General features: G+C 74.1%; 15 protein-coding genes. 10 read left to right on the forward strand and 5 right to left on the reverse strand.

Going from position 1 to position 25880, the window contains the following annotated elements; translation table 11 throughout:
- From ABD52_RS02845 to ABD52_RS02870, 6 genes are all read left to right on the forward strand, one after another.
- Positions 1-3551: alpha/beta fold hydrolase (locus ABD52_RS02845; protein WP_047890684.1), on the forward strand; the 3551-nt coding region annotated here is incomplete at its 5' end.
- Entirely contained in the window at positions 3548-4483 is a 936-nt protein-coding gene (locus tag ABD52_RS02850) for an LnmK family bifunctional acyltransferase/decarboxylase (RefSeq protein ID WP_047890685.1), read from the forward strand. The genes ABD52_RS02845 and ABD52_RS02850, both read left to right, overlap by 4 nt.
- Positions 4480-4728 (forward strand): acyl carrier protein, encoded by a 249-nt coding sequence (locus ABD52_RS02855; RefSeq protein WP_047890686.1) that lies wholly within the window; start codon positions 4480-4482, stop codon positions 4726-4728. Before ABD52_RS02850 ends, ABD52_RS02855 begins: the two co-directional genes overlap by 4 nt.
- Positions 4725-5960, forward strand: coding sequence for a hydroxymethylglutaryl-CoA synthase family protein (locus ABD52_RS02860; protein ID WP_047890687.1), 1236 nt, complete (start codon positions 4725-4727; stop codon positions 5958-5960). The genes ABD52_RS02855 and ABD52_RS02860 overlap by 4 nt, the downstream gene beginning before the upstream one ends.
- Positions 5957-7150, forward strand: coding sequence for an alpha/beta fold hydrolase (locus ABD52_RS02865; protein WP_047890688.1), 1194 nt, complete (start codon positions 5957-5959; stop codon positions 7148-7150). Before ABD52_RS02860 ends, ABD52_RS02865 begins: the two co-directional genes overlap by 4 nt.
- A gap of 179 nt (positions 7151-7329) precedes the next feature.
- Positions 7330-8586 carry a hypothetical protein gene (locus tag ABD52_RS02870; RefSeq protein WP_047890689.1) on the forward strand — a complete coding sequence of 419 codons (1257 nt, stop codon included), beginning with the start codon at positions 7330-7332 and terminating at the stop codon, positions 8584-8586.
- A 67-nt stretch (positions 8587-8653) separates the two neighbouring features.
- Here the strand turns inward: ABD52_RS02870 and ABD52_RS02875 are convergent, their stop codons facing one another.
- The 3 genes from ABD52_RS02875 to ABD52_RS02885 form a co-directional block, all read right to left on the reverse strand.
- Positions 8654-9454 (reverse strand): ABC transporter permease, encoded by an 801-nt coding sequence (locus ABD52_RS02875; protein WP_013287036.1) that lies wholly within the window; start codon positions 9452-9454, stop codon positions 8654-8656.
- The gene (locus ABD52_RS02880) at positions 9451-10437 is read right to left on the reverse strand and encodes an ATP-binding cassette domain-containing protein (RefSeq protein ID WP_047890690.1); all 987 of its coding nucleotides are present in this window, start codon (positions 10435-10437) and stop codon (positions 9451-9453) included. The genes ABD52_RS02875 and ABD52_RS02880 overlap by 4 nt, the downstream gene beginning before the upstream one ends.
- 83 nt (positions 10438-10520) lie before the next feature.
- Complete coding sequence (locus ABD52_RS02885; RefSeq protein ID WP_047890691.1) at positions 10521-11759, reverse strand: cytochrome P450; 1239 nt, start codon at positions 11757-11759, stop codon at positions 10521-10523.
- 195 nt (positions 11760-11954) lie between these two features.
- On the opposite strand from ABD52_RS02885, the gene bioA reads away from it, so the two are divergent.
- A complete protein-coding gene (gene bioA / locus ABD52_RS02890) occupies positions 11955-13316 on the forward strand; it encodes an adenosylmethionine--8-amino-7-oxononanoate transaminase (RefSeq protein WP_013287033.1) in 1362 nt (453 codons plus the stop codon).
- A gap of 85 nt (positions 13317-13401) precedes the next feature.
- Here the strand turns inward: bioA and ABD52_RS02895 are convergent, their stop codons facing one another.
- Both ABD52_RS02895 and ABD52_RS02900 read right to left on the reverse strand, forming a co-directional pair.
- A complete protein-coding gene (locus ABD52_RS02895) occupies positions 13402-14142 on the reverse strand; it encodes a thioesterase II family protein (RefSeq protein WP_013287032.1) in 741 nt (246 codons plus the stop codon).
- Positions 14139-20663 carry a non-ribosomal peptide synthetase gene (locus ABD52_RS02900; protein WP_047890692.1) on the reverse strand — a complete coding sequence of 2175 codons (6525 nt, stop codon included), beginning with the start codon at positions 20661-20663 and terminating at the stop codon, positions 14139-14141. The genes ABD52_RS02895 and ABD52_RS02900 overlap by 4 nt, the downstream gene beginning before the upstream one ends.
- A 111-nt stretch (positions 20664-20774) precedes the next feature.
- On the opposite strand from ABD52_RS02900, the gene fabD reads away from it, so the two are divergent.
- The 3 genes from fabD to ABD52_RS02915 are packed head-to-tail and all read left to right on the forward strand — an operon-like array spanning position 20775 to position 25880.
- Positions 20775-23024, forward strand: coding sequence for an ACP S-malonyltransferase (gene fabD / locus ABD52_RS02905; RefSeq protein ID WP_235437313.1), 2250 nt, complete (start codon positions 20775-20777; stop codon positions 23022-23024).
- A gap of 45 nt (positions 23025-23069) precedes the next feature.
- The gene (locus tag ABD52_RS02910) at positions 23070-24011 is read left to right on the forward strand and encodes a DUF6039 family protein (protein ID WP_013287029.1); all 942 of its coding nucleotides are present in this window, start codon (positions 23070-23072) and stop codon (positions 24009-24011) included.
- A 3-nt stretch (positions 24012-24014) separates the two neighbouring features.
- Positions 24015-25880, forward strand: a complete 1866-nt coding sequence (locus ABD52_RS02915; protein ID WP_047890693.1) for a non-ribosomal peptide synthetase — start codon at positions 24015-24017, stop codon at positions 25878-25880.

A 25880-nucleotide genomic window follows, 5' to 3' on the forward strand; every position in this document is an offset into this window, starting at 1 on the left:
TCGTGGCCGCCGGTACGCAGGCATCACGCCCGGTCACACCGGCCGGAGACGGCGTCGAGGAGATCGTGACCGGGGTGCTGGAGCGTGCCGTCGAGCCCGGCCGGACGTTCGCCGACAGCGGCCTCACCTCGTTCGACATGCTGCGGGTCGTCGGCGCCCTGGAACAGCGCTACGGCGCGCTGCCCAAGACCCTGCTGTTCGACCACCCCACGATGCCCGACCTCACCGCGTTCCTGGCCGGGCGGTCCGCCGGGACCGGCGTCCGGACCGAGACGGGCACCGGTCCACGGGCCACCGGCCGGACGATCGAGAGCGGCGCCGAGATCGACGGCGAGCCGGTAGTCGTCCGCAAGCGGACCCTGCCCGGCCGCCCGGCGCTGCGTGACATCCTGGCCGACCTCGACCGCCGCCACGCCAAGGAGGGCGGGCTGGCCGGACGGGACATCGCACCGTACGCGTTCGTCGACTCGGCACGGGCCGGCTACGTCAACTTCTCGGTCCGCGGCGACGACGTGTTCGCCTGGAGCTTCGTCGGGCACCACGACCACTTCCACGACCTCGTCGCGGAGTGGATCGCGTGGGCGCGGCGCAACGGCCTGCGGCCCAACTTCCTGTCCCTGGCCCACCTGACCGAGGTCGCCGGGGAACCGGTCACCGCGACCCCGTTCGGGGCGGTGCAGCGCCTGACGGACCTGGCCTCGTTCACGGTACGGGGCGGCCGGATGCAGCGCCTGCGCAGCCTCCTGCACCGGTTCGAGCGGGCCGGTGACTGCCGGATCGAGGAGTACCAGGCCGGCGCGTCGCCGGAGACCGACCGGCAGATCGTCGGTCTGATCGACTCCTGGGGTCGCCGCAAGCAGATGGTGAACCCGTACGTCGGCGTGGTCCGGGAGGAGATCGGCGGCGGCACGCTCGACCCCCGGCACCGGGTCTTCCTCACCCGTGTGGACGACGTTCTCGTCAACGCGGTCATCGTCACCCGGATCCCGTCCGAGCGGGGATACCTGCTCGATCTGGAGTTCTATGCCGACGAGATGCCCGCCGGTGGCCTGGAGTGGGCGATCGTCCGGATCATCGAGGTGACCGCCGCCGAGGGCTGCACGTCGTTCAGCTTCGGGGCGAGCTTCGGCGTCTCCATCACCGAGTCGCCGAACGCCGACCCGGCGGTGGCGGACGCGCTGGCGGAGCTGCACTCGGTGGGCGTCTTCGGGCCGGGCAACTTCCAGTTCAAGAACAAGTTCCGGCCCGAGAACACGCCGATCTACCTGTGCCAGCCGGCGACCGGCGACCGTACGTCGGTCACCGACATCATCCTGATGATCGCCAATCCGGACCTCGTGGACGGCGCCCCCGCCGATCCCGCGCCGCTGAACGACGCCGCACCGCCGCCGCACGCCATCGTGCCGCCGGACGCCGCCGTGCCGTCGCACAACGCCGCGCCGCCGGAGGACGCGGGCCCGCCGCCGGACCCGGCGCTGCGGCCGGGACGTACGGATCTGCTGGCCGCGCACGGGTACAACGCGCTCGCCCTGCCGACCGAGCTGGTCCCCTTCGACCTGCTCACCGACTCGTGGGCGGAGCGGGCGGACGGCTTCGTCGCCGCCCGGACGCGGCTGCTCGCCGAACGGTCCGGCCCGCCGGAGCTCACCGCGCACGACTGGCTGCCCATGCCAGAGGTGGTGCCGACCCGGTCCGGGCGGACGGCCGAGGAACTGCTGTGCCGCTGCCACCCCGGCCCGCGCGGCGTCGTGCTGCACGCGGCGGCCTTCCCGACCTGGCTGTCGACGCTCGCCGACCTCGGCTACGAACCGGTCGCCGTCGGGGTGGGCCGGCTCGACCCGGAGACGATCGAGGCGTTCGCGGCGGAGCTGACCCGCCGGCCCGCCGGGTCGGTGTCGTTCGTGGTGGCGGAGGCGGCCAACAACGCCGCCGGTGGCGTACCAGTCGAACCCGGCGCCCTCCGGGAGCTGCGCCGCGTCACCGCCGCGCACGGGGTGCCGCTCGTCCTGGACGCCAGCCGCGTCGTCGACAACGCCGTCGCGCTCGCCGGCCCCGGCGGGGATCCCTGGGCGGTGGTGCGGGACCTGCTCGCCGTCGCCGACACGGCGACGCTCAGCCTGTCCAAGGACTTCGGCGTCACAGCGGGCGGCCTGGTCGCTACCCGCGACCCGGAACTGGCGGCGCGGCTGCGCGAGCACGTGGCGCGGCGCGGCTCCGAGGTGGACCGGGCCACCCGGATGACGCTGCGGGCCGCCCTCGCGGACCGCCGGGGCGTCACGGAACTGGTCCGGCGGCGCGTCGCCGCGGTCGCGGTGCTCCGCGACGGCCTGCGGGCGGCCGGCCTGCCGGTCGTGGACGTCGACGGCGCCCACTGTGTCCTGCTCGACCTCGCCCGGATGCCCGGCCTGGCCGGTCAGGAGCACCCCACGATGTCCGGGCTGGCCTGGCTCTACGCCGGCGCCGGAGTCCGGGGCGCGCCGCACCTGGCGATCGGAGGGCCGCTCGCCGGCACCGTCCGGCTGGCAGTGCCGGTCGGCTTCGGGCCCGACGACGCCGAGGCGGTGGTGGCCGCCGTCTCCGCGCTCGCCGCCGCACCGGGAGAGATTCCCGAACTGGTCACCGGCGGGGTCCGCACGGCCGGGGAGGCGGCCCGGGCGGTCTACCAGCCCGCCGACCGGGTGCCCGAGGACGTCCGGCAGGCGCTGCGCGACCAGGCGCCGGCCGACGACAACGGCACCGTGCTGCGGGAACACCAGCCGGCCGTACGCCGACGGGTGGTGCCGGTGGCCGGCGCCCAGGTGGAGGTCTTCACCGCCGGCGACGGACCGCCGCTGCTGCTCGCGCACCCGTTCAACATCGGCGCGGGCGTCTTCGCGCGCCAGTTCGAGGCGCTGGCCGGGCGGTACCAGGTGATCAGCGTCCACCACCCCGGCGTCGGGGCGAGCACCGCCTCGGCCGACCTCACCCTGGACGGGATCGCCGCCCTCGAACTGCGGGTGCTGCGGGAGATCGGGGTCGACGGCCCGGTCCACGTCGCGGGCGCGTCGTTCGGCGGCCTGGTCGCGCTCACGTTCGCCCTGAACCATCCGGAGGACACCGCCTCGCTGATCCTGCTCGGCAGCTCCTACAAGATCGGCAACCGGGTCGGTGAGATCAACCGGCTGGCCGTCGTGGCCGCCCAGGACCTCGACCGCACGATCGAGGGGTCCGGCGCGGACCGGCTGCGGCACGAGCGGGCCGCCGTGGAGGCGCTGCTGCTGCGCTGCGAGAGCATGGACCCCCAGACCGGGCTGCGCTACCTCGACGTGTTCGCGGCCCGGCCGGACCTCCGCGACCGGCTGGGCGAGCTGGACCTGCCAGCGCTCGTGGTGCAGGGCCGGCACGACACAGTCATCCCGTCGGAGACGGCGCGGCTGCTGCACCAGGGCATCAGGGACGCCCGCTACGAGGAGATCGCCGATGCCGGCCACTTCCCGTATCTGACCAGCCCTCGGGAGTGCAACCGGATCCTGACCGACTTCCTGCGCGGCGCCGGAGGGGAGGGGTCGTGACCGTCCTGACTCCCGAGCTGGAACTGCTCGGTCCCGACGCGACGACCCGTACGACTGTGGTGCGGCCCGGCATGTGCGGGCCGGGGTCGCTGTTCGTCGGCCAGGTCGGCGACTGGACCTGGGACACCGTCAGCGCGCTCTGCGACACCAACGTCTACACCGCCCGCGACGCCGACGGGATGCCGACCTACCTGGCGTTCCACTACATCCACCTGCGCGGCGGCGCGGACCTGCACGTGCGCGGCATGACCTTCGGCGACGTGCTGCGGGTGGACTCGCGGTCCTTCGCCTCCGGCAGCGAGTCGGTGCTGACGCTGCACGAGATCCGGCGCGGCGACCGGCCGGGACGCGTCGTCGACCCGGACGAGTTCTACGCCCACCCCGACCCGGGATGCCTGTACGCGCAGAACTTCAACCGCTGGGTGGTGCGCGGCCCGTCCGGCGGCAACGGCGACCTGCGCAGCGCGTCCCCACCGGGGTTCCGGCACGGGCACCTGCCCGTGCTGCCCGCGCGGCACTCGCCCCGGCGCGCGTACGCCGAACTGCGCGCCCTCGGCGCCGAGCCCGACCCGTCCGACCCGCTGGACCGGCTGGCGCTGGACTACCCGGTCGATCCGAGCCGCGACCTCAACGGGGTGGGGCTGCTCTACTTCGCGTCCTACTTCTCCATCGTGGACTGGGCGTCGCTGCGGCTGTGGCGGCACCGCGGCGGCACCGACGCCGGCTTCCTCCGGCGGATCGTGCTGGACCAGCGGATGAGCTACCTCGGCAACGCCGACGTGGGCGCGGTGCTGCGGGTGCGGGTGTCCCGGCGGCCGGGCGGCGACGTGCCCGGCGCCGACGAGACGGTCCGGGTGGTGCTCGCCGACCGCGACACCGGACGGCCGCTCGCGGTGGCCCTTGCGCAGACCCGGACGGAGGGAACGACGTGAGCGCCAGCGACGAAGCGGTCCGGCGGGTGGTCCACGAGGTGATCACCGAGATCCTGCCGGCGGTCCCCGGCGACCGGATCCCGGGGGACGCGCACCTGCGCGACCTGGGCGCCGACTCGATCGACCGGGTCGAGATCATCCTGACCCTCCGTGAGCGGCTCGGCGTCGACGAGCCCCTCGGCAGCTTCAGCGACCTGCCCGACATCGACCACCTGGTCGCGTACCTCTGCGAGGTGACGGCATGAACGTGGGCATCGAGGCCCTGAACGTGTACTGCGGGGTGGCCTCCGTCGCGGTGCCGGTCCTGTTCGAGGGGCGCGGCCTGGACGCGGCCCGCCTCGGCAACCTGATGATGACCGCGAAGTCGGTCGCGCTGCCGTTCGAGGATCCGGTCACGCACGCGGTGAACGCCGCCAAGCCGATCCTCGACGCGATGGACGAGGCCGACCGCGACCGGATCGACCTGCTGGTGACCTCCAGCGAGTCCGGCCTGGACCTGAGCAAGTCGATCGCCTCGTACGTGCACCGGCACCTCGGGCTGAGCCGCCGCTGCCGGATGCTGGAGGTGAAACAGGCCTGCTACGCCGCGACCGGGGCGCTTCAGCTCGCCTGCGGCTACCTCGCCGCCGGCCTGTCACCGGGCGCCAAGGCGCTGGTGATCGCGACGGACGTGTCACTGGTGAACGAGAACGCCTCGTACACCGAGCCGGCGATGGGTACCGGCGCCGCCGCGGTGCTGCTCGGCGACGACCCGCGGGTGCTCGACGTGGACCTCGGGGCGTTCGGGACGCACAGCTACGAGACGTTCGACTCGGCCCGGCCGGGCCCGACGTTCGACGTCGCCGACGCCGACCGCTCGCTGTTCGCCTACCTGGACTGCCTGACGAACGCCTACGCGCACTACGCGGAGAAGGTGGCGGACGTCGACTTCGCCACCACGTTCGCCGGGCTGGCCATGCACACGCCGTTCGCGGGCATCGTCCGCGCGGCGCACCGCAAGCTCGCCCGCGAGCACCGGCTGCCCGACGCCGACGCGGACTTCGCCCGCCGGGTCGCGCCCGGCCTGGAGTACCCGCGGCTGGTCGGCAACCTCTGCTCCGGCTCGGTCTACCTGGCCCTGGCCAGCCTGATCGACCACCTGCGGCCGGACGACCCGGTACGGGTCGGGATGTACTCGTACGGCTCGGGCTGCGCCGCCGAGTTCTACAGCGGCCTGGTCGACGGCCGGTCCACCGCCGAGGTCGGCCGGATGCGCATCGGCGAGCACCTCGCCGGCCGGTGCGAGCTGACGTTCGACGAGTACAAGCGGATCCTCGCCGACAACGCCGACTGCCTGGTGCCGGTGGCGGACAAGCGGATCGACCCGGGGCGGTACGCCGAGGTGCTGGACCGGGTGGCCGGTGCGCGCACGCTGCTCGCCTGCACCGGCGTCCGCGCCTACCACCGCAGCTACGAGTGGATCGGAGCGGGCGCGTGACGCCGGGGCGGGATCTGGCCGCCGCGCTGCTGGCGGCGGGTCCGCTGCTGCGGGTGCTGCCGCCACCGGTGCGGGTGCGGTGCGCCGACCCGGCCACCGCGGCCGCGCTGGCCCGGCTGTGCGACCGGCTGGACGTGCCGGCGCCGGCGCCGGTGACCGACGCCGCCGACCTCGGCCCCTTCGAGCGGGTGGTGAGCGACCTGCTGGACCTCGACGCGAACCCGGCACCGCCGCCGGCGGACGAGCCGCGCGTGGTCGCCGAGGCGCGCGAACAGGACTTCACCTGCCGCTTCCGGTGCACCGACGTGCGTACCGGCGACGGGGTGGTGCTGCCCACGTACGCCGCCGGCGACCCGGACCGGCCGCCCGTGCTGATGGTGTCCGCGTGCGGGATGCCCGCCCGGCTCGCCGAGGGCTGGGCCGGCCGGCTGTCCCGCGACTTCCACGTGCTCGTCCCCGAGACGCGGGGCCTGTTCGCGGACGTGGACGGATTCTCCGCCGACACCGGCGTGGTGGCCCAGGCCGACGACCTCCTCGCGGTGCTGGACCGGTTCGGGCTGCGCCGCGCGCACCTGATCGGCCTGTGCGGCGGCGCGGTGCTCGCGGTCGTCGCGGCCGCGCGGGCGCCGGAGCGGGTGTCGTCGCTGAGCCTCTGGCACGGCGACTTCGACCTCGGCGACGAGAGCCCGAAGACCGACCACCAGCAGAACCTGCAGGCCCTGATGGCGATGGCCGCCCGCAGCCCGCAGCAGGCCGCGGCGGTGCACGCGGTGCTCACCAACACCATGCTCGGTGTCGCCCCGCCACGGCTGGCGCACCTGGTCACGTACCCGTACGCGACGCCGGAACTGCTGCGCCGGTACTGCCGGCTCAACGGCGCGATCATGGGCACGGACCTGCGCCCGTACCTCGCCGGGCTGACCACGCGCACGCTCGTCGTCACCAGCGAGGACGACCACACGGCGCACCCCGCCGGGTCGCGGGCCGTGGCCGCCCGGATCGCCGGGTCCGTCCTGCACGTCGCCGAGCACGGCGACCACCTGTCGCTGTTCCACGCCGAGGAGAGCCTCGTCGACCTCGCCGCGCGATTCGTCGCCGGCGACGACGCCCTCGGCACACGATCTCCCGCCGAAGCCGGCCGGCGGGTGCCCCCCGTCCCGACGAGAGGTGGAGAGGAGGTGTTCCCATGACCAAGGAGACCGCGCCCAAGAAGTCGCTCCCGGTGCGCAAGCTGGAGTCCATCAAGGCCAGCACCGTCGCCCCGTGCGCGCCCGCGCTGAACTGAACCCGGTGACACGGGGGCGGGGGTCCGGCTGCCGGACCCCCGCCCCTGCGCCCAGTCCCGCACCGTCAGAGGAGAGGTCCCACAGTGACCGAGTTCGCCCTCGACGCACCGGTCCTGGTCCGGCCGTACACCGCCCGCAGAGACGGTGACTTCGCCGTGATCGGTGACGACAGTCGTCAGGTCTACCTGTCCATCCCGGCCGAGGGCCTCGACCTGCTGGAGTGGCTGCGCGACGGCGCCACAGTCGGTGAGGCCGTCCGCCGCTTCGAGGCGACGCACGAGGCGTCACCGGACGCCGACGCGTTCCTCCAGGCGCTGGCCGACGAGGGGTTCCTCGCCCCGGCCGGCGCGCACGACCCGCCACCGGACGCCGAACCGGCCCGGCCGCCACGCCCCGGACACCTGGAGTGGCTGTCCCCGCAGGCCGCGCGGCGCCTGCTGAGCCGGCCCGTGCTCGCCGTCTGCGGAGTGATCGTCGGAGTCGCGGTCGCGATGGCCGTCGACCGGCCCGGGCTGGTGCCCGGACCGTCCAGCCTCATGTTCCACTCCCACTTCTGGGCCTACCTGCTGGTCGTCCTCGGCATCGCGGTGATCGGCGTGTGGCTGCACGAGCTGGCCCACGTCGTGGGAGCGCGCGCCGCCGGCACGTCGGCCCGCATGACTGTCGGCAACCAGATGTACGCCATCGTCGCGCAGACCGACCTGTCCGGGATGTGGATGGCGTCCAAGCGGGAACGTTTCGTCGCGGTGCTGGTCGGGCCGCTCGTCGACGTGATCGGCGCGGCACTGCTGTTCATCACGCTGTGGCTGAACGACGTCGGCGTCCTCGGCCTGCCGGAGCCGGTACGGCTGGTGGTGGCCGGCGTGCTGTTCACCTCGTTCATCCGGCTGCTCTGGCAGACGTTCCTGTTCCTGCGTACCGACTTCTACTACCTGATCACGACGGCGCTGGACACCCGGAGCCTGATGGCCGACACCGGCGCCTACCTGCGCAACCTCGTCCGGCGGGTGCTGCGCCGCCGGCTCATCGACCAGTCCGGGGTGGGGCGCGGCGAGATGCGCACCATCCGGATCTACGCGGTCGTCTGGGTGCTGGGCCGCGTCGTGGCCCTGGCCGTCCTGTTCACCGCGACGATCCCGCTGCTGTGGTTCTACCTGGTCCGGGTCGTCGGCTTCTTCCGCGGTGACGAGATGACCGGCCAGTTCACCTGGGCGGACGTGCTCGCGCTGGCGATGCTGTCGTTCCTGCTCGACGGCGGCGGCACCCTGATGTGGCTGCGGTCGCTGCGACGCTCCAGCCGGCTGCGCCGCCGCGCGCCGGACCGCGTCCTGGTGGAGTAGGCCCCCACGGACGACGACTCCGCCCGCACGCCGACGGCGCGGGCGGAGTCGTCGTCTGCGAGGCGCCTCAGCGCCCGGCGGACCTGCGGAACTGGGCGATCGCCAGGGGGATCGACAGGGCCAGCAGAGCGCCGATCCACAGCCCGGAGGCGGCGACCGGGTGTTGCAGCGGCCAGACGTCCGGCGCGGTGGACGGGTCGACGTTGCCGAACTGGACCCGGACCGCCTGGACGATCGCCGAGACCGGGTTCCACTCGGCGACCGGTTGCAGGACGCCCGGCATGGAGTCGATCGGCACGTATGCGTTGGACAGGAAGCCCAGCGGGATGGCGATGGTGAAGCCGGTGCTGCTGACCGCCTCCGGCGCCCGGGACGCCAGCCCCACCACTGCCATCAGCCACGACAGCGCGTACGCGAACGCCAGCAGGATCAGAAACCCCAGCGCCGCCTCGGGCAGCGACGTGCGGCTGCGCCACCCGACGACCAGGCCGAGCAGCGCGGTGACGGTGATGACCACCCCGCTGTTCACCAGGTCGCTCGTGGTGCGGCCGACGAGCACCGCGGACCGGGAGATGGGCATCGACATCAGCCGGTCGACGATGCCGTTGCGCAGGTCGGCGGCGATCGCGGTGCCGGTGTTGACGGCACCGAAGAGGACCGCCTGCACGAAGATGCCGCCGAGCAGGTACTCGCGGTACGGCACCCCCTGCGCGTCGATCGCGCCGCCGACGATGAAGCCGAACAGCAGCGTCATCATCGCCGGCGCGATGGCGGCGTTGAGCAGCATCTCGGGTACGCGCAGGATCATCCGCAGGTTGCGCTTCGCGACGACGACGCCCTCACCGAAGGCCAGTACGACGGCGTTCACTGCTTCTCCTCCACGGTCTCCTTGACGGGCTCGTCGCCTGTGCGCCGGCCGGGGCCGCCGGTGAGGGCGAGGAAGACGTCGTCCAGCGTCGCCGTGCGCAGCGCGGCGTCCCGGACCGGTATGCCGGCCTGGCGCAGCAGCCGCGCGCCGGCCAGGAGCGTGTCCACCCCGTCCCCGGCCGGCACGGAGATCCGGCCGGCTGTCTCGTCGACGCTGGCCGCACCGGTGCCGAGCGAGGTGAGTACCGCCTGCGCGGCGGTCAGGTCGGCGTCCGGCCCGACCGTGATCTCCAGGCTGGTGCCGGAGACCCGCCGCTTCAGCTCGTCCGGCGTGCCGCCGGCGACCACCCGGCCGTGGTCGATCACCACGATCTGGTCGGCCAGCCGGTCGGCCTCCTCGAGGTACTGCGTGGTCAGCAGCAGCGTCATGCCGCCGGAGACCAGCTCGCCGATGGTGTCCCAGAGCGCCGTCCGGCTCCGGGTGTCCAGGCCGGTGGTCGGCTCGTCCAGGAACAGCACCCGGGGGGTACGGATCAGCGCGGCGGCCAGGTCGAGGCGCCGCCGCATGCCACCGGAGTACTCCTTCGCCCGGCGTCCGGCGGCGTCCACGAGGTCGAAGCGTTGCAGCAGCTCGTCGGCCCGCTGCCGGCTCTGCCGGGCGCCCAGGTGCAGCAGCCGGCCCAGCATCTCCAGGTTCTCGAACCCGGAGAGGTTCTCGTCGACGGCGGCGTGCTGCCCGGACAGGCTGATCACCCGGCGTACCTCGGCGGCCTGGGTGACCACGTCGAACCCGGCCACCTCGGCCCGGCCGCCGGTCGGGGCGAGCAGTGTGGTGAGCAGCCGGACGGCGGTGCTCTTGCCCGCGCCGTTCGGCCCGAGGATCCCGGTGATGGTGCCCTCCGGCACCACCAGGTCCAGGCCGTCCAGCGCGGTCACCTTGTCGAACTGTCTGCGTAGCCCGTCAGCGACGATGGCGTTCGCCACGTCGTCTCCTCCCTCTGCGGTTCGGTCGGATGCTCACCGGCCGGCCGGCCGAACCGCAGTGGGAGCCGGTCGCGCCGGCCCGGTCAGAACTCGACCGTGAGCGCGGTCAGCCCGCGCAGCGTGAGCCCGGGCCGCCAGGGCGTCTCGTCGAGGCTCTCCGCCGGGCGCAGGTCGGGCATCCGGGCGAGCAGCGTGGTGATGGCGACCTGCCCCTCGACGCGGGCCAGCGGCGCGCCCAGGCACATGTGGGCGCCCCGGCCGAAGGCGAGGTGCCGGTTGGCGGTCCGCTCGATGTCGAGCCGGTCCGGCTCCGGGTAGCGGCCCGGATCGCGGTCGGCGGCCGCGAGGACCCCGATGACCATCTCGCCGCGGCTGATCGGCACGCCGCCGATCTCGGTGTCCTCGGCGGCGAACCGCGGGAAGCTGATCTCGATCGGGCCGTGGTAGCGCAGCATCTCCTCGACGGCGCCCGGCGCCAGCTCGGGCTTGTCGCGCAGCAGCTGCAACTGCTCGGGGTTGCGGAACAGCGCCAGGACCATGTTGCCGATCAGGTGCTGCGTGGTGCCGAGACCGCCGACCACGAGCAGCGCCACCATCTTCAGCAGCTCGTCGTCGCTCATCCGCTCGCCGTCGGCCTCGGCCAGGGCCATCCCGGAGATCAGGTCGTCGCCGGGCTCGGCGCGCTTGCGCTGGATCAGCGCGTCCAGGTAGCGCACGAACTCCTCGATCTCCGCCATCACCTCGGCCGGGCTCATGCCCTGCGGCGCGGACTGCGCGGAGGTCGGATCCAGCGACAGCAGCAGCTCCGACCAGAGCCGGAACCGGTCCCGGTCGGCGCGGGGGATGCCGAGCATGTCGGACATGACGGTGAGCGGCAGCGGCACCGCGAAGTCCTCGACCAGGTCGAAGGTCCGTCCCTCGCGTTCGAGCAGCCCGTCGACCAGCTGGTCGGTGATCTGCTGGACGCCGGGGCGCAGCCGTTCGACGTACTGCGGCGTGAACGCCTGCTGCACCAGCCGGCGCTGCCGCGTGTGCTCGGGCGGGTCGACGCTGCCCATGCTGCCGCCGAGCAGCCGTACCACAGCCTCGGGCAGCGCCGGCGCCTCCATGCCCTCGGGCATCACTGTCGGACTGGTCTTGAACCGGTGGTAGTCGGTGAGGAAGCTGGTGCACTCGTCGTAGCCGGTGACCAGCCAGACGTCCTGGCCGGTGGGCATCCGAACCCGGGAGACCGGGTTGGTGTCGCGGAGGGCGGCGTAGGTGTCGTAGGCCGTGTCCCGTGCGGCTGGTGACATCAGGTCCGGTTGTTCGGAGGTCGTCACGTCGGCGTCCCCTCTCCAGCGTTCGGCCGCACCGGTCGGCGCCGGCTCCGGATGAGCATTTCCGGGCCATGGCGACACCTCTGCTCAGAGTTGAGCACCGGCCACCCTGCGCACTACTGCGCAGACGTCACCGGCCCTCTTCCGGTGGACTGCGTGCTGTTGTCCTGGTTCCCTTCGATGACGGAGCGCCGACGCATGGACCTCGAAACCACGGAGACCGAACGCCTGCGCACGCTGGACCAGCAGCGCGTGTGGCACCCGTACACCCCCACCGACGCCTACCTCAACGCCAAGCCCCTGGTGATCACCCACGGCGAGGGTGTCTACCTGGTGGACAGCGACGGCAACCGCTATCTCGACGCGGGCTCCTCGCTGGGCGTGAACATCCACGGCCACCAACGTCGGGAACTGAACGAGGCGCTGGCCGCGCAGGCGGCGAAGATCGCGCACACCACGCTCTACGGCATGACCCACCCGGGCGCGGCGGAACTCGCCGACCGGCTGGTCCGGCTCGCCCCGGAGGGCATCGACAAGGTGCTGTTCCTGGAGTCCGGCTCCAGCGCCGTGGAGACGGCGATGAAGATGGCGTACTCCTACTGGGTCTTCAAGGGATCGCCGCAGCGCAACAAGTTCGTGTCCATGGGCGGGGCCTTCCACGGCGACACCATCGGCGCGCTGTCGGTGGGCCAGATGACGATCCTGAAGAACTTCTACCAGCCGCTGCTGCGCGAGACCAGCTCGTTCGCCCAGCCGTACGCGTACCGCTGCGGGTTGTGCAACAACAACTGCAACCTTGCCTGCGCGGACACGCTGGAGGAGGTGCTGGAGCGTGAGGGCGACGAGGTCGCCGCCGTGCTCGTGGAGCCGCGCGTGCAGAACGTCAGCGGCATGATCGTGGCGCGCGACGGTCACCTGGCCCGGGTCGCCGAGATCGCCCGCCGGTACGGCGTCCTGCTCATCGCCGACGAGCTGGGTGTGGGCTTCGGCCGTACCGGCCCGATGTTCGCCTGCCAGGCCGACGGCGTGTCGCCCGACATCCTCTGCGTCGGCAAGGGCCTGACCGGTGGGTACATGCCGTTGACGGCGACGATGGCGTCGGCGGAGGTGTTCGACGCGTTCCGCGGTGACGGCAAGATGCTGCTGTCCGGGCACACGTTCTCCGGCAACCCGCTCGCCGTCGCCGTGGCGCTGGCGAGCCTGGACCTGTTCGAGAAGGACGACCTGATCCGGCACGGCCAGGCGCAGGCCGTGGTCCTGGCCGAGGAGCTGGACAAGTTCCGCAGCGTGGCGCACGTCGGCGACGTCCGGCAGTGCGGCCTGCTGGCCGCCGTCGAGCTGGTGGCCGACGTGGAGACGCGCGAGCCGTTCCCGATGGAGCTGGGCGTCGCGACGCGCATCACCGAGCGGTGCCGGGAACTCGGCATGATCATCCACTCGGCGCCGAGCGACACCATCGTGATCGTGCCGCCGCTGGTGATGACCGAGGAGGAGCTGCGCACGATGGCGCGGATCCTGCTCCAGGCGACGCAGGAGGTCGTGGCCTCACTGCCGGCCTGAGCGCGGAGAAACGGGAACGGGACGGGCGAGAGGCCCGTCCCGTTCCGTCGTCTCCGGACCGCCTCAGGACCGTCTCCGGACCGCCTCAGGACCGCACGGCGAGATCGGCCAGCAGCGCCTCGGCCAGCTCGGCGGGCGGGCCGGCCAGGTAGAAGTGCCCGCCGCTGAACACGCGCAGGCTGAAGCCGGCCGACGTGACGTCGGCCCAGGAACGCATCTCCACCACGTCGACCTCCGGGTCGGCGTCCCCGGTGAACGCCGACACGGGACAGCGCAGCGGCGGGCCGGGCAACTGCCGGTACGTCTCGTTGACCGCGAAGTCGGCGCGCAGCCCCGGCAGGAACAACGCCATCAGGTCGTGCCGGCGCAGCACCTCGTCCGGCGTGCCACCGAGCGCCGCGACCGCGGGCAGGAACTCGTCCGCGCCGAGCGTGTGCCGGTCCGGCCGGCGGGCGGGCAGGTGCGGCGCGCGCCGGCCGGAGACGAACAGCCGTGCCGGGCCGCCGCCCGGACCGGCGGACAGCCGCCGGGCGGTCTCGTAGGCGACCACCGCGCCCATGCTGTGGCCGAACAACGCGTACGGGCGGTCCGCGTGCGCGCTGATCGCGGCGGCCAGCGGGGGCACGAGGTGGTCGATGCTGGTGTACGGCGGCTCCCGCAGGCGGGACTCCCGGCCGGGCAGCACGACCGGGCAGACGCCCAGGTACGGCTCCAGCGCGGCGCGCCACGGCCGGAAGAACGAGCCGCCGCCCCCGGCGTGCGGGACGCAGTACAGCAGCATCGGAGCGTCCCGGTCGGCCGGGCCCTTGATCCACTGGTTGCTCATCGTTCCTCCTCGTCGGACCGCAGCACCACGTGCCCCACAGTGCCGGTGGCGCCGACCGCGGTGACGAGCGCGCGCAGCGGGACGCCGGTCCACGGCTCGGGCCGGCGCACGAACCGCACCGGCAGCGCGTCGAGGTCGACGAGCGGGTGGGGCGTCTCCGCCAGCAGGGTCGGTACGAGCCGGCGGTGCCGCAGCTGGAGGAGCACCTTGGTCAACTGCGCGAGCCCGGATGCGGCCTCCGCGTGGCCCAGGTTCGGCTTGAGGGTGCCGATCGGCACGCGTACCCCCTCGGGACCGGGCGCGGCGGCGGCCAGGAACCGGCCCACGGCCTCGATCTCGGCGGCGTCGGACAGGGCGGCGCCGGAGGCCGCGCACTCGACGTATCCGATGTCGGCGGGGGTGAGCCCGGCCCGGCTCACCGCCTCGGCGAGCGACCCGGCGAGGGTGGCCGCGTCGGGCGTGCCGAAGCGGCTCGTCGCGCCGCTGTGCCCCACCCAGGTGCTCTCCACCACGGCGTCGACGCGGTCGCGGTCCCGGCGCGCGTCGCCGAGCCGGCGCAGCAGCAGGGCGCCGGCGCCCTCGCCGGGCGACCAGCCGGCGGCGGTGGCGTCCAGTGCCGGGTGCGGCGTCTCGGCGACCAGGCCCAGACCGCGCAGCACCGCCACGTGGTACGGGTGCGCCAGCAGGTTGACCGCGCCGACCACAGCGGCGTCGCAGTCGCCCCGGTCGAGGCTCTCGGCCGCCTGGCGCAGGGCGGTGAGCGCCGAGGAACAGGAGGTGTCCACGGCGACGCTCGGGCCGCGGAAGTCGAAGGTGTGGGAGATCCGGTTGGCGATCTCGGAGCCGGTGCCGGAGATCCGGGCCGGGTCGCCGTCGCGCCACCGGTCGGTGCCGGCGAGGCGGTGGTCGTGCCACATCACACCGACGAAGACACCGACCCGGCCGAGGGACGCCGGGGTGTGGCCGGCGTCCTCCAGGCACGCCCACACCACTTCGAGCAGTACGCGTACCTGCGGGTCGAGGACGGCGGCCTCGGCCGGCGCGATCCCGAAGGCCATGCTGTCGAACGTCTCCAGGCCGGACAGGTAGCCGCCGGCCGGTCCGGAGCCCCGCCCGGGCGGGGGCGGAGTGATCGCGCAGTGGCCGGCGTCGAGGTTGCGCCAGAGCGTCCCGACGTCGTCCGCGCCGGGGTAGCGGCCGGCCACCCCGACCACGGCGATCTCGCGCGGCCCGGCGACGGACGGCGGACCGGCGGCGGGGGTGCCGGGCGTCTCGGCCTCGTCGTCGGGCGTCACCGGACCGCACAGGAACGCCTGCTGGAACACGTGGCCGTCGTCCAGCCGCAACGCGGCGCGGACCGGCGCCTCGGCGACCGCGCCGACCGGGCACAGTCCCAGCCCGTGGTCGGCCTGGGCGCCCATCAGCACCTGGCCGAGGTAGCCGGCCTCCAGCGCGAGGTACCGGTCGGCGTCGTCGCCGTAGAGCGGGCGGATCGCCCGCGCCTGCCCGACGAGGAGGAGCTGGAACGCCGCCCGGTCGTACACCGGGCGGTTGTAGACGAAGTGCGCGGTGCGGTCCAGGGCCGATCCGTCGCCGATGCGGCGCAGCGTGTGTTCGTCGGGGTGGTGGTAGTAGACGCCGGCCGGCAGCCCGGTGACCCGGTCGCCGGGCACGTGGACGTAGACCTGCACGCCGTAGGTGTCGCCGGCCGACGGGTACAGCCGCCGCGTCCGGTCGCCGTCGGACAGTGGACGCAGCAGGCTCAGCAGGTCCGCCACAGTGGACAGCGGCACGGGCCGGCCGAGGAAGTCGCGGCGCGAGGCCCGTCGCCGGTACCGCCGTGGCGCGGGGCGCTCCCCGGGCAGCGGCACGGCCTCGCCGTCGTCGCGCAGGTCGAGCCGGGCCGCGGCGAAGGCGGACCGTTCGGTGGGGGAGAGCACGTCGACCGTCCGCGGAGGCGGCGCGACGGCCGGGGACGGGTCCGCGGGTACGGGCGCGGGCGTGCCGGGCGACAGGTGCGCGGCGATGCCGTCGATCGTCGGGTTCTCCAGCAGCGCCGCCACCGGCACCCGCGTGCCGAGACGCTCGTGCAGCCGGGCCGAGACCTGGACCATGGTGAACGACGTGGCGCCCTGGTCCCACAGGTCGGCCGCCGGGTCGACGGTCTCGCCGAGCAGTTCGCCGAACAGTTCCGTGAGCACCTGACGGACACCGGGCTCGTGCGGAGCGTCCGCCGGTCCCGGCGGGTCCGGCGGCCCGACCGGCGACGTGACCGGCGGCAGCGGCCACGGCAGCCGGGCGCGGTCCAGCTTGCCGTTGTCGGTGGCGGGGAACTGCTCCAGCACGGCCAGATGGCTCGGCACCATGTAGTCGGGCAGCGTCTCGGCGGCGAAGGCCCGCAGGTCGCGGACGGCCGGTGCGGCGCCGCCGGAGGACAGCAGGTACGCCACCAGCTTGCGTTCGCCGCCCTCCTCACGGGCCACCACCACCGCGTCCTTGACGCCCGGATGGCCGCGCAGCCGGTGCTCGATCTCGCCGAGTTCGACCCGGAATCCGCGGATCTTCACCTGGTGGTCGGCCCGGCCCAGGAAGGTCAGGTTGCCGTCCGGCAGGAACGCCGCCCGGTCGCCCGTGCGGTACATCCGGTCGCCGGGCGGCCCGAACGGGCACGGCACGAACCGGTCCTCGGTGAGGTCCGGCCGGTTGTGGTAACCGGCGCTGAGCACCTCCCCGGCGATGTAGAGGTCGCCCTCGACGCCGGGCCGGCACGGGCGCCGGTCGTCGTCCAGGACGTAGTAGCGGGCGTTGTCGATCGGCCGGCCGTAGGGGATGCTGCGCCACCCGGGCTCGACGGTCCCGACGCGGTACCAGTTCGACCACACGGTGGCCTCGGTCGCCCCGCCGAGGTTGACGATCTCGGCGGCGGTGAAACAGGCCCGCAGCTCGTCGGGCAGGGACAGCGGCGTGTGGTCACCGCTGAGGAACACCAGCCGCAGGTCGGTCGTGCCGGGCCGGCCGCGGTGCGCGGCGGTCAGCGGTACGACGTGCGCCAGGGTGGTCGGCGCGGAGTTCCAGAACGTGACCGGCTCCCGCAGCAGGACGTCCAGCAGCAGCGCCGGGTCCTTCTGCTGCTCGGAGTCGGCGACGTAGATCGAGGCGCCGTAGCCGAGCAGCCCGAGGATGTCGAACACGGACAGGTCGAAGCCGAGCGAGGTCACGCACAGCCCGGTGTCCTCCGGTCCGAAGCGGAACGTCCGGCGCGCCCAGTGCAGGAGGTTGTGCACGGCCCGGTGGGTGACCGCGACACCCTTGGGCCGGCCGGTGCTGCCGGAGGTGAAGATGACGTAGGCGAGGTCGTCCTCGCCGGTGCACGGCTCCGGATCCGGCACCGCTGCGGAACCCACCCGGTCGGCGTGGACCACGGCGATCCCGTCCGGCCGGCCCGGCGCCGGCAGGTCCAGGTCGCTCGTCGTGACGAGCGCGACCGCGCCCGCGTCGGCGAGCATCAGCGCGGCGCGCGCCGGCGGCAGCGACGGCTCCACCGGCAGGTAGGCGCCACCGGCCTTGAGCACGCCGTACACGGCGGCGACCATGAGCGGCCCCCGGGCGACGCTGATCCCGACCACGGACCCGGCGCCGACGCCCGCGGCGCGCAGCCGGACCGCGATCCGGTTCGCCACCGCGTTCAGCTCACCGAAGGACGTGGTCCCGTCGCGCCCGCGTACGGCCACCGCCTCGGGCCGGGTCCGGGCCTGGGCCTCGAACAGCAGGTGCACCGGCCCGGCGTGCGGGAACTCGACGGCGGTGTCGTTCCACCCGTACACGACGTCGCTGAGGTCGGCCAGTTCGGCCAGCGCCGACCGGTACGCGTCGAAGATCCGGTCCAGGTCGTCGTCGCCGATCGCACCCTCGGTGGCGTCCCAGAACAGCCGCAGCGTGTCGTCGCCCTCGTCGATCGCGATGCAGTCCAGCGCCACGTCGGGCGTGCACGTCAGCCACGGGCCGGCTGTCACGCCGTCCGGCAGCGGCACGTCGCCGAGTTCGAGCAGCCCGGTGCACACGACCGGGTACCCGGCGCCGCCGTCGCGCATCCGCCGCAGCACCAGCCGCCGCAGCTCGGCCAGGCCCGAGGCGCCGTCCGCCGCCGCGTCGGCGGTGATCTGCCGGTCGTAGCGCCCGGCGAGGTCGAGCAGGCCCTCGCCCGGTTCGCCGGCGGCCAGCCAGCTCAGCGCGGTCAGCTCGGCGGGCCGGAACGGCTCGGACCGCGGCGTCCAGCGCACCAGCGGCACCGCGAAGCGGTCGCGGTGGCAGGTGCCGATCGCTGTGGTGAGCGCGGCCATGAGCAGCGCGTCGAGGGCGAGGCCGCGTTCCCGGGCCAGCCGCCGGATCCGCGTCCAGCCCGGCACCCGGGCGGTACGCCGCCGCCGTGGCCCGGTGCGCGCCTCGACCGGCGGGCCGGGCGGAAGGTCGGCCAGGCGGTCCTGCCAGTACCGGCGGGCGTGCGGGTCCGGTGCCGCCTGCGGTGCGCGGGGCGGCCCGGCCACCGGCGTGCCCGGCTCGGCGTAGCGGCGCATCAGCTCGCGCAGCAGCAGGTGGATGCTTCGGCCGTCGGCCACCAGCAGGTCCAGCGCCACGTGCACGGTGGCCCCGCCTGCCTCGTCCACCTGGACGCGCAGCTCACCCTGGGGGAGCCGGCCGAGCGGGAAGGCCCGGCCCACCATGTCCCGCTGCACCGCGTCGGGCGACGGCACGCCGCCCGCTTCGCCCGGCCCGGTCACCGGGATGTGCCACCGGTCCGGCACGTCGTCGCAGGTGACCAGCCGTCCGTCCGGGGTGACGACGGTCCGCAGCGGCTCGTGCGCGGCGAGCAGACCCAGCCAGGCCGCCTCCAGCCGGGGCAGGTCGAGCCGGTCGACGGCGAAGGCGTGCACCACCTGGCAGCCGCTCCACGGGCCGGTGCCGCCCGTGGTCCGGGCCACGAAGTACGCCTGCTGGAGGTCGTTCAGGGGCCGGCCGGCGTCGTCGGGGACGGGCCGTAGCCAGCGCAGCGTGTTGACGAACCAGGCGAAGGTCGCGGCGACCACGCCCGGGCCGAAGGCGTCCTCCGCGACGTCCCACCGCACGCGCAGTTCGCCGTCGCGCTCGCCGATCTGCGCGTCGAGCGTGACGCCAGTGGTCTGGCTGACCGCGTACCGGCCGTCGGCGCCGGTCCCGCCCACGTCGAGCAGGCTGGTGAACACCACCGGCAGCTGCGCCGGGACCGGCAGCCGGCGGGACCGCAGCTCACGGAGCGCGGCCACACCGGGCACGTCGGCGTGCTCGAGGTCGCGGCGCAGCCGGTCGTGGACCGCCCGGGCGGCCTCGGCGAACGGCCGCCCGGTCGTCGCCTCGGCGACGAACACGGTGGTCGAGGTGAACGGCCCGGGCACACCCGCCGCCTCGGCGGGCAGCCAGAGCCGGCTGTTCGTGGTCAGCACGAGCGAGAACGCCGCGTCGGCGCCGGCCCGCCGCAGTGCCTCGGTGAAGGCGGTGAGCACCACAGCGGTCGGTGAGACGCCGAGATCGCCCGCGTACGCGGTCACCGCGGCCCACTCGCGTCGCGTCAGCGCCGCCGTGTACGGCACCCGCACCGGGCCGGGCTCCACGCCGGAGGTGGGCAGGGCGGGTCCGGGCGGCAGGTCGCGCAGCGCGTCGGCCCAGTACTCCAGGCCGGCGCGGTACCCGTCGCCGTCGCGGTGGGCGGCGAGGGCCACGCCGAGGTCCCGCAGGCCGGCGCCGGGGGCGGGCAGCTCGCGCCCGGGGTCGTCGTGGAGCGCCCGGAGCTGACCGACGAGCAGCTCCAGCCCGGCGCCGTCGACGATCGCCGCGTCGACGCTGAGGTGCAGCACGCCGCCGCCGTCCGGGGCCCGGGTCACCTCGACCGTCCACAACGGCTCGTCGCCCGGGCCGTAGGAGTGGTGGGAGAGGCGCCGGCGTACGTCCTCGGCGTCGTCGCCGACCGGCATGGTCCAGTCCGGCGGCCGCTCGGCCACCCGCTGGCGCCCGTCGGGGGTCAGCACGAGCCGCAGCGCCTCGTGGTGCCCGACGAGCCGCCCCCACGCCGCGCGCAGGCGGTCCACGTCCAGGTCGGCGACGTCGTACTCACGGTAGAGGTGGCAGCCGGGCAGACCGGTCGCCTTGGCCAGCAGGTACCCCTCCTGGAGCGGGGTGAGCGGGAACGGTTCGTGCCGCCGCCCGGGCTCGGGGCGTACGTCGGGACGCAGCCCCGCGCCGGCGGGCGCGGCGTGGGCGGCCAGCTCGGCCAGCTCCCGGGCGGTGGCGCAGCGGCGCAGCGCGTCGGTCGGCAGCTCGGTGCCGAACGCGGCGCCGACCTCCAGCAGCAGCCGCGCGGCGGCGAGGGAACCGAGTCCCAGGTCGCCCAGGGCCGTGTCGGCGTCCGCTGTGACCCCGGCCGGCAGCACGCCCGACAGGACGTCCAGGACGATCTCCACGCGGTCCGGGATGGCGGTCTGCTCGTTCATGCGCTCCCCGCTCCGAAGGCCGGCGTTCGCCGCAACCTAAGCGGCGCCGGACCGGACGTGCTGCTCAACTCTGGGCAGCACGTCCGTCCGGCGGGCCGGACAGTCCAAGTCGTGTCCTTACGACCGAAGTCCGCCTGGGTGTTCCCGGGGCAGGGCGCGCAGCGCCGGGGCATGGGCGGTGACCTGTTCGACCGCTTCCCGGACGAGTGCGCCGCCGCCGACCGGATCATCGGCGTACCGGTGACCCGGCTGTGCCGGGACGACGACCTGCTCGGCGACACCCGGTACGCCCAGCCGGCGCTGTTCGTCGTCGGCGCGCTGGCCTACCTGGCGGCACGCGACGAGGAGCCGCCGCCGGACTACCTCGCCGGGCACAGCCTCGGCGAGTACGCGGCGCTGTTCGCGGCCGGCTGCCTGGACTTCGAGGAGGCGCTGCGCCTGGTGTGCCGCCGCGGCGAGATCATGGCCCGGGCGGCCGGCGGCGGCATGCTCGCCGTCCTCGGTGAACGGCTGGACCGGCTGCCCGGGGTACTCGCCGACGCCGGTGTCGACGACGTGGACGTGGCCAACGACAACGCCGACGGCCAGGTGACGCTCTCCGGCCCGCGCGAGTCGCTGTCGGCGGCGGCGCGGGCGGTCACCGGCGCCGGTCTGGGCCGATGCGTCCCGCTTCCGGTGGCCGCCGCGTTCCACTCGCGGTACATGCGCGTCGCGGCGGGCGAGTTCGCCGAGGTGCTGTCGCAGGTCCGCTTCGCGCCGCCGCGGGTGCCGGTGATCTCCAACGTGACCGCCCGGCCGCACGACCCGCTGCTGCTGCCCGACCTGCTCGCCGTGCAGCTGCGTCGCCCGGTGCGGTGGCGCGAGACCATGGCGTATCTGGTCGGCCGCGGCGTGCGCACGGTGCGCGAGCTGGGTCCGGGCCGTGTGCTGACGGACCTGTTCCGTCCGGTGCTCGCGGCGGCGCCGGCCGTGCCGGACGGCGGCGATCCGGGACCGGCGGCGCTCGGCTGTCAGCGGTTCCGCGCCGACTACGGCGTCACGTGGTCCTACCTCGCCGGCTCGATGTACCGCGGGATCAGCTCGGTGGCGATGGTCGCCCGCCTGGGCAAGGCGGGCCTGCTCGGCTTCTTCGGCGCGGGCGGCTTCGACCGCGACGAGGTCGAGGCGGTCCTGCGCTCGCTCACCGCGGATCCCGGTCCGGGCCGCTTCGGCATGAACCTGCTGGCGATGCCGGACAACCCGGCGCTGGAGTCGGCGCTGGCGGAGCTGTACGTCCGGCACGACGTCCGCTACGTCGAGGCGGCCGGGTACACCGGGGTCACCGCGGCCCTGGTGCGGTTCCGCTTCGCCGGCGCGCACCTGAGCGCCGACGGCACCCCGGTCGCCGTCCGGCACGTCGTGGCGAAGGTGTCCCGGCCCGAGGTCGCGGCCGCGTTCCTGGCCCCGCCGCCGCCGGCGATGCTCGCCGCTCTCGTGGCCGAGGGCGCGCTGTCCGCCGGGGAGGCAGCCGCGGCGGCGCGGCTGCCGGTGAGCGGCGACCTGTGCGCCGAGGCCGACTCGGCCGGGCACACCGACGCGCGGTCCCCGTTCACCCTCGTGCCGGACCTCGCCCTGCTGCGCGACGCGGAGATGCTCCGGCACCGGTACCACGAACGGATCCGGGTCGGCGCCGCGGGCGGCCTGGGCACCCCGGAGGCGGTCGCCGCGGCGTTCGTGCTCGGCGCCGACTTCGTGGTCACCGGGTCGATCAACCAGGCCACGCCCGAGGCCGGGACGTCACCCGAGGTCAAGGACCTGCTGGCAGGCGCCGGGATCCAGGACACGGCGTACGCGCCGGCCGGTGACACGTTCGAGTTCGGCTCCCGCGTGCAGGTGCTGCGCCGTGGCACGATGTTCGCGGCGCGGGCCACCCAGCTGCTCCAGCTCTACCACCGCTACGACACCTGGGACGAGGTGCCCGCCGCGATCCGCGACGCCGTGGAACGGACCACCTTCCGCCGGCCGTTCGCGCAGGTGTGGCGGGAGACCGAGCGGCACTACCGGGACACCGGCCGGGCCGCGGAGGTGGAGCGCGCCGGCCCGCGACGGCGGATGGCACTGGCGTTCAAGTGGTACTTCGCCCACGCCACGGAGGTGGCGCTGCGCGGCGACACCACCGAACGGGCGAACTTCCAGGTCCACACCGGACCGGCGATGGGCGCCTTCAACAGGTACGTGCGCGGCACCGAACTGGCCGACTGGCGGCTGCGGCACGTCGACGTCATAGCCGAACTGCTGATGCGCGGGGCGGCCGACGTCCTGCGCCGGCACTGTCCGCCGGTGGCCATTAGTGAGCAGAGCCGCTGGTCCGATGCTGACTAGCGTGTCCGGGCGCCCACCGAACCAGCCGAAGCGAAGGAGTCTCCGATGACCACCACATCGAGTCCGCCGTTCGTGTTGCCGACCGCCCAGGCCCAGACCACGATCGACCGGGCCGCGATCCTGCACTCGGGCAACGCCGGCGTGATCGTCGAACGGGTCGGTCAGTTGCGTGCCGAGTTCCGCTCCGAGGCCCGGCAGTTCGCCCGGGAGCTGTCGGAGTACCTCAACACCAACTACGCCGGCATCATCACGGTGTTCGTCTACGAGGAGACCTTCGGCACGAAGGACCGCCTCCACTGGCTGATGCACCTGAAGTCGCTGCACGCGTACGAGACGCTGATCGAGATGGGCAGCCGCGACGCCGGCTGGCGGGACATCATCATGCGCCAGCGCATCGACCCCGCGCGCGGCGGCGGCACGTGGGACCGGATGTTCCTCGACGGCGACCTGCACGAGACGGTGCTCATCCCGTCGGCCTTCGGCATGTACGGCACGTCGGACGAGACGCCGGACTCGGTGCGGACCACCGAGGGCGCCGCCACGTTCACCGTACCCACCGCGCAGCTCCAGACCGACGTGCCGGTCGAGGACCAGCTCAACTCCGCCACCTGCGGCATCCTCATGCACCGCACCGGCGAGCTGCGCTACGAGTTCCGGGCCGAGGGGCGCGCGTTCGCCCGGGCGCTGTGCGAGAGCTGGAACCGGGCGCTCGCCGGCCACGCCACCATCTACCTGTACGAGGAGGCGTTCGGCCGGTCCGACCGCATCCACCACTTCATCCACCTGAAGTCGCTCAGCTCGTACTACACGCTGATGGGCGTCCGCGCGATGAGCGACCCGGCCACCCGCGAGGTGTTCACCCGCCAGTGGATCCCGGAGGAGAAGGGCGGCGGCGGCTGGGAACGGATGTTCGTCCAGTCCAGCCTGTCCGACCTGTCGCTCACGCCCCAGCACTGGGGCATGTACGCCACCAAGACGGAGCGGTGACCGATGCCCGTGACTGACTGCCTGCACACGATCTTCTCCCGGCGGGCGGCGGAACAGCCGCACCGGATCGCGGTGACCTGCGGCGACCACCGGCTGTCCTACAGCGAGCTGGACCGCCTGTCCGGTGAGCTGGCCGAGCGGCTGCGCGGGTACGGGGTCGGCCCCGGCGTCCACGTCGGGGTGTGCGTGGACCGCTCGGTCGACCTGGTCGTGTGCGTCCTGGCGGTGGTGAAGGCGGGCGGCGCCTACGTGCCGGTGGACGCCGAGCATCCGGCCGCGCGGGTCGCGGCCGTGCTGGCCGGCAGCCGGGTTCCGGTGACGGTGGCGGTGACCCGTACCGCCGACTCGCTCGCGGAGTGGTCGGGTCCGGTGCTGTGGGCCGACGACAGCGAGGACGACGACGACACCGACGACGAGGACGGCGAGGGCACGGCCGCCGAGGCCGCGGCCGGTGCCGGCCCGGCGGACCGGGCCGTCGGCGCGGACGCGGTACGGGAGCCCGCCGGTGAGGCCGGGCCGGACGACCCCGCGTACGTCATCCACACGTCGGGCTCCACCGGGGCGCCGAAGGGCGTGGAGGTGTCGCACCGCAGCGTCGTGGCGCTACTGGAGCACGGCGCGGAGCGCTTCGGCTTCGGCGGCGACGACACGTGGACGCTGTTCCACTCGATCGGCTTCGACTTCTCCGTCTGGGAGCTGTGGGGGGCGCTGCTGTCCGGCGGCCGGCTCGTCGTCGTACCGGGGCGCGTCGCCCGGACCCCGGCGCTGATGCTGGACCTGGTGCGGCGCGAACAGGTCACGGTGCTCAACCAGACCCCGTCGGCGTTCCGCCAGCTCGCCGCCGCCTACCTGGCCGACGAGGGCCCGGACGACCTGCGCCTGGTGGTGTTCGGCGGCGAGCGGCTCGACGTCGCGATGCTGGCGCCGTGGATCGCCCGGCGCGGCGACGACCGGCCGGAACTGGTCAACATGTACGGCATCACCGAGGTGACCGTGCACGCCACCGAACGCCGGATCGTCGCGGCGGACCTCGACCGGCCGTCGGTGAGCCCGATCGGCCGGCCCCTGCCCGGCGTACGGATCGAGCTGCGCGACGAGACCGGTGCGCCGGTGCCGGACGGCACGCCGGGGGAGCTGTACGTGGCGGGCGCCGGGCTGGCGCGGGGCTACCTGCACCAGCCGGAGCTGACCGCCGAACGTTTCGCCGAGTCCGGCGGTGAACGCTGGTACCGCTCCGGGGACCGGGCCGTGCGGACCGACGGCGACCTGGTCTACCTCGGCCGGGTCGACAGGCAGTTGAAGGTCCGCGGCTACCGGATCGAGCCGGGCGAGGTGGAGGCGGCGATCCTGGCGCACCCCGGCGTCGGCACCGCGCTGGTGACCGCCCAGGACTTCGGCGAGGGCGACGTACGCCTGGTCGCCTACGTCGCGCCCCCGCCCGGCGCGGACCCGTCCGCGCTCACCGAGGCGGACCTCGCCGTGACCGTGGCGGACCTGCCCGGCTACCTGCGGCCGTCCCGCTTCCACGTGGTCGCCGACATCCCGCTCACCGTGCAGGGCAAAGCCGACGTGGCGGTCCTGGACCGCCTGGCCGAGCCGGCCGAGCAGGCCGAGCAGGCCGGCGACGACGCGGTGTCCGGGGTGAAGGCCATCGCCGACGAGGTGCTGCGCCGCGACGTGCCGGTGGACGGCGACCTGTTCGACCTGGGCGCCACGTCGCTGGCCCTGACCCGGATCGTGGCCATGGTGAACGACCGGTTCGGCATCGCGCTGACCGGCGCCGAGATGGAGGAGCCCACGGTCGGGTGCCTCGCCGAGGTGGTGGACGCGTCCCGACGCCACCATTCCCTGCAACAGGTAGGAGGATGA

Origin of the sequence: Micromonospora sp. RV43 (assembly GCF_001029515.1) — a bacterium.
GTDB classification, from domain to species: Bacteria; Actinomycetota; Actinomycetes; order Mycobacteriales; family Micromonosporaceae; genus Micromonospora; species Micromonospora aurantiaca.

Bases quoted from the DNA above. Each gene is read 5' to 3' on its own strand.
- bioA (WP_013287033.1), top strand. From the start codon at position 11,955: ATGGACCTCGAAACCACGGAGACCGAACGCCTGCGCACGCTGGACCAG.
- ABD52_RS02860 (WP_047890687.1), top strand. From the start codon at position 4,725: ATGAACGTGGGCATCGAGGCCCTGAACGTGTACTGCGGGGTGGCCTCC.
- ABD52_RS02900 (WP_047890692.1), bottom strand. From the start codon at position 20,663: ATGAACGAGCAGACCGCCATCCCGGACCGCGTGGAGATCGTCCTGGAC.
- ABD52_RS02915 (WP_047890693.1), top strand. From the start codon at position 24,015: ATGCCCGTGACTGACTGCCTGCACACGATCTTCTCCCGGCGGGCGGCG.
- ABD52_RS02910 (WP_013287029.1), top strand. From the start codon at position 23,070: ATGACCACCACATCGAGTCCGCCGTTCGTGTTGCCGACCGCCCAGGCC.
- ABD52_RS02895 (WP_013287032.1), bottom strand. From the start codon at position 14,142: ATGAGCAACCAGTGGATCAAGGGCCCGGCCGACCGGGACGCTCCGATG.